Raw genomic sequence first — 5,292 nt, forward strand, 5'->3', positions numbered from 1 at the left:
CTTCTGGGGTCCCAACCCGGCAACTTTCAATCAAATCGACGAAAGTTGATGCTGGATCGTCGGAAGGTATGGACACATCGACATGCGCGACTTAGTGTCGGGGCCAACACGACATTGTTTCGTCGAGGTGAACCGGCGGCGCGGTAACCCATCGACCCCACCACCGCTACGGCATCCGGCGCGACGGCGCGCGCCCGGCCTGGCTTCATTCGTCAGGAAGGGACAGCACAGATGTCCAACAAGGACGCACCCCCTCGTCGATCCCGACGATGGCTCTCCACCGGATCGGCCCTGCTCCTCGTGGCCGCGGCCGGCACGGTCACGCTCGCGGCCAGCCCGACACCGGCCCAGGCGCACACGATCAACGCCACCGACTTCCAGCAGGTCGAACTCGCCCGGGGCGTGTCCGACATGGGTGAGCCGATGTCGTTGGCCGTGCTGCCGGACCGTTCGGTCCTGCACACCGCCCGCAACGGCACGCTGCGCCGCACCGACGCGAACGGCACCACGTCGGTGATCGGCACCCTGTCGGTCTACAACCACGACGAAGAGGGGTTGCAGGGCGTCGGCGTCGACCCGAACTTCGCCAGCAACCGGCAGATCTTCCTCTACTACGCGCCGCCGCTGTCCACCCCCGCCGGCGACGCGCCCGCGACCGGCACCGACTTCTCGGCCTGGCAGGGAGTGAACCGCCTCTCCCGGTTCACCCTCAACAGCGACTTCACGATCAACCAGGCCAGCAAGGTCGACGTCCTCGACGTACCGGCCGACCGCGGTCTGTGCTGCCACGTCGGCGGGGACATCGACTTCGACGCCGCCGGCAACCTCTACCTGTCCACCGGCGACGACACCAACCCGTTCGACTCCGCCGGCTACTCGCCCATCGACGAGCGGACCAACCGCAACCCGGGGTACGACGCGCAGCGCAGCGCCGGCAACACCAACGACCTGCGGGGCAAGGTCCTGCGGATCAAGGTGAACGCCAACGGCACGTACTCCATCCCGTCGGGCAACCTGTTCGCCCCCGGCACGGCCAAGACCCGGCCGGAGATCTACGCGATGGGGTTCCGCAACCCGTTCCGGATCAGCGTGGACAAGGCCACCGGCGTCGTCTACGTCGGTGACTACGGGCCGGACGCCGGCAGCACCAGCTCCACCCGCGGGCCGTCGGGCCAGGTCGAGTTCAACCGGGTCGCCGCGCCGGGCAACTTCGGCTGGCCGTACTGCACCGGCACGAACACCACCACCGAGACGTACAACGAGTGGGACTTCGCCACCAACGCCAGCGGAGCGAAGTACAACTGCGCCGGCGGGCCGACCAACAACTCGTTCCGCAACACCGGCCTGACCACCCTGCCGCCGGCCCAGCCGGCCTGGATCCGGTACGCCGGCGACGCCGGCACCCCGACCGAGTTCGGCGGCGGCTCCGAGTCGCCGATGGCCGGCCCGGTCTACCGCTACAACGCCTCGTCGACCTCCACCACGAAGTTCCCGCAGTCGTTCGACGGCCAGTTCTTCGCCACCGAGTTCGGCCGGGGCTGGATCAAGCCCATCCACGTCAACTCCGACGGCTCCCGGGGCACCATCGACGCCTTTCCCTGGGTCGGCAAGCAGGTGATGGACTCGGCCTTCGGCCCGGACGGCTCGTACTACGTGCTCGACTACGGCACCGGCTACTTCAACGGTGACGCCAACTCGGCGCTCTACCGCTTCGACTACGTCGGCGGCGGCAACCGGGCGCCCAGCGCCGCGGCGAGCGCGAACAAGACCTCCGGCGCGGCCCCGCTGACCGTGGTGTTCTCCTCGGCCGGCTCGTCCGACCCCGAGGGCGGGGCGTTGACCTACTCGTGGAACTTCGGCGACGGCACCACCTCCACGACGGCGAACCCGACGAAGACGTACAGCACGAACGGCACCTACACCGCCACGTTGACCGTACGGGACCCGCAGGGCGCCACCGGCAGCGCCAGCGTGCAGATCAGCGTCGGCAACACCGCGCCCACGGTGACCATCAACAACCCCGGCAACGGGCAGTTGTTCAGCTTCGGTGACACCGTGCCGTACAGCATCACGGTGACCGACCCGGAGGACGGCACGATCGACTGCACGAAGGTCAAGATGACCTACGTGCTCGGGCACGACCAGCACGGGCACCAGATCACCTCGAAGACCGGCTGCTCCGGCTCGATCACCATCCCGGTCGACGGTGAGCACGACGACGCGGCGAACATCTTCGCCATCTTCGACGCCGAGTACACCGACGCCGGTGGGCTGACCACGCACACCCAGCACACGCTGCCGCCGCGCCACCGCCAGGCCGAGTTCTTCGGCAGCTCGTCCGGGATCAACGTGTTCAGCAAGACCCCGGCCGAGGGCGGCAAGACCGTCGGCGACATCAACAACGGCGACTGGATCGCGTTCCAGCCGTACCGGCTCGGCAACGTCACCTCGTTCACCGCCCGGGTCTCCTCGGCGGGCGCCGGCGGCACCCTCCAGGTGCGGGCCGGCTCGGCCACCGGCACGGTGCTCGGCTCCGCGACCGTCCCGGTGACCGGCGGCTGGGAAACCTTCACCACTGTCACGGGGGCGATCACCAACCCGCCGACCGGCACCACCACGCTCTACCTGACCTTCGCGGGTACGGGCACCGGCGCGCTCTACGACCTGGACGCGTTCACCTTCACCACCGGCTCGGCCCCCACCGGCGGGACCGGTCCGATCAAGGGTCTGGGCGGCAAGTGCCTGGACGTGCGCAACGCCGCCACCGCCGACGGCACGCAGATCCAGATCTATACCTGTAACGCCAGTGCGGCCCAGACCTGGGCGGTCACGCCGAACTCCACAATCAAGTCGTTGGGCAAGTGCCTGGACGTCTCCGGTGCCGGCACCGCCGACGGCACCAAGATCCAGCTCTACACCTGCAACGGCACCGGGGCGCAGAACTGGGCCGGGCAGGCCGACGGCACGCTCCGCAACGTGGCGTCCGGGAAGTGCCTGGACGTCTCCGGAAGCAACTCCGCGGACAGCACCGTGGTGAACCTCTGGACCTGCACCGCCGCCGCGAACCAAAAGTGGACCCTGCCCTGAGCTGAGCGGAGGGGCTCCCACCGCACGGGAGCCCCTCCCCACCGTCCCGAAGGAGAGCGACCATGCGCAGACTCCTGCGAACCGTCCTCGGCGCGACCACCGCCGTCCTCGCCGTCATCGCCTGCACCACCCCGGCCACCCCGGCCAGCGCCGCCGACGCCCCGTACGACGTGCTGGTGTTCTCCAAGACCGCCGGCTTCCGCCACGACGCGATCCCGGTCGGCATCCAGACCATCCGTGACCTGGGCGCCGCGAACAACTTCACCGTGACCGCCACCGAGGACGCCGCCGCGTTCACCACCGCCAACCTCGCCCAGTACGAGGCGGTCGTCTTCCTCAACACCACCGGCGACGTGCTCAACGCCACCCAGCAGACCGCCTTCGAGTCGTACATCGGGTCCGGCCGCGGGTACGTGGGTGTGCACGCCGCCGCCGACACCGAGTACGACTGGCCGTTCTACGGCAACCTGGTCGGCGCGTGGTTCGCCTCGCACCCGGCCATCCAGCAGGCCAACGTCAAGGTGGAGGACCGGGGGAACGCGGCCACCGGGCACCTGCCGCAGACCTGGACCCGCACCGACGAGTGGTACAACTACCGCACCAACGCCCGGTCCACCGCACACGTGCTGGCCACGCTCGACGAATCGTCGTACTCCGGGGGCGGCATGGGCGCCGACCACCCGCACTCCTGGTGCAAGAGCTACAGCGGCGGCCGGTCCTTCTACACCGGCGGCGGGCACACCCAGGCGTCGTACGCCGAGCCGGCGTTCCGGGCCCACCTGCTCGGCGGCATCCGGTACGCGGCCGGCCGGAGCAAGGCCGACTGCCGGCCCGAGACCGGCTACACCCCGCTCTACAACGGCTCCACGACCGGCTGGTCGCAGGCCGGTCCGGGCAACTTCACCAACTCCGACGCGACCCTCACCTCGGTGGGCGGCATGGGCCTGTACTGGTACAGCGCCAAGCAGTTCACCAACTACTCGCTGAAGCTGGACTGGAAGCTGGCCGGCGACGACAACTCGGGCGTGTTCATCGGCTTCCCGCCGTCGAGCGACCCGTGGTCGGCGGTGGACAACGGCTACGAGATCCAGATCGACGCCACCGACGCGGCCGACCGCACCACCGGCTCGGTCTACACCTTCAAGTCAGCAGACCTCGCGGCCCGCGACGCGGCGCTCAACGCGCCGGGGGAGTGGAACACCTACGAGCTGCTGGTCGAGGGCGAGCGGCTGCAGATCTTCCTCAACGGGGTGAAGATCAACGACTTCACCAACACCAATCCGGTACGGTCGCTGGCCGGCCACATCGGCATCCAGAACCACGGCACCGGTGACGACGCCTCGTTCCGCAACATCCGGATCAAGGAGCTGGGCACCACGCCTCCCCCGAGCGGGAACACCACCATCCAGGCCGAGTCGTTCAGCTCGGCCAACGGGGTCTCCGCGTTCACCAAGGCGGGCGCCAACGGTGGTCAGACCGTCGGCTACATCGACCCGGGTGACTGGGCCGCGTACAACGGCGTGGACCTGACCGGCGTCACCTCGTTCACCTCCCGGGTCGTCTCCGGCGGCGCGGGCGGCACCATCCAGGTCCGCACCGGCTCGGCCACCGGTCCGGTGCTCGGCACGGTCACGGTGCCCAACACCGGCAGTTGGACGACGTTCGCCAACGTCACCACGACGCTGTCCAACGTCCCGTCCGGCACCCAGAACCTCTACCTCACGTTTGGCGGCAGCGGCACGGGGCTCTTCGACGTGGACGACTTCACCCTGGTCAAGGGGACCGGCGGCAGCACCGGGGTCGGCCCGGTCAAGGGCCTCGCCGGCAAGTGCCTGGACGTGCGCAGCGGCGCCACTGCCGACGGCACCCAGATCCAGATCTACACCTGCAACGGCAGTACGGCGCAGACCTGGACCGTGACGCCGAACTCGACGATCAAGGCGCTCGGCAAGTGCCTCGACGTGTCCGGCAGCGGCACCGCCGACGGCACCAAGATCCAGCTCTGGACCTGCAACGGCACCGGCGCGCAGAACTGGGCGGCCCAGTCCGACGGCAGCCTGCGCAACACGTCCTCGGCCAAGTGCCTGGACGTCTCCGGCAACAACTCGGCGGACAGCACCATCGTCCACCTCTGGACCTGCAACGGCGCGGCCAACCAGAAGTGGACCCTGCCCTGACCTGCCGAACGCGCCGAGCCCACCGGGC

The 5,292-nt window shown here is 69.2% G+C and carries 2 protein-coding genes; both read left to right on the forward strand.

The window, feature by feature from the left end; translation table 11 throughout:
• Window positions 1-231: 231 nt before the first annotated feature.
• Window positions 232-3,087 (forward strand): PQQ-dependent sugar dehydrogenase, encoded by a 2,856-nt coding sequence (locus AB0J68_RS26460; RefSeq protein WP_363940940.1) that lies wholly within the window; start codon window positions 232-234, stop codon window positions 3,085-3,087.
• Between the two features lie 62 nt (window positions 3,088-3,149).
• Complete coding sequence (locus AB0J68_RS26465) at window positions 3,150-5,264, forward strand: ThuA domain-containing protein (RefSeq protein WP_363940942.1); 2,115 nt, start codon at window positions 3,150-3,152, stop codon at window positions 5,262-5,264.
• Window positions 5,265-5,292: the final 28 nt, after the last annotated feature.

Origin of the sequence: Micromonospora sp. NPDC049580 (assembly GCF_040675595.1) — a bacterium.
GTDB lineage: Bacteria > Actinomycetota > Actinomycetes > Mycobacteriales > Micromonosporaceae > Micromonospora.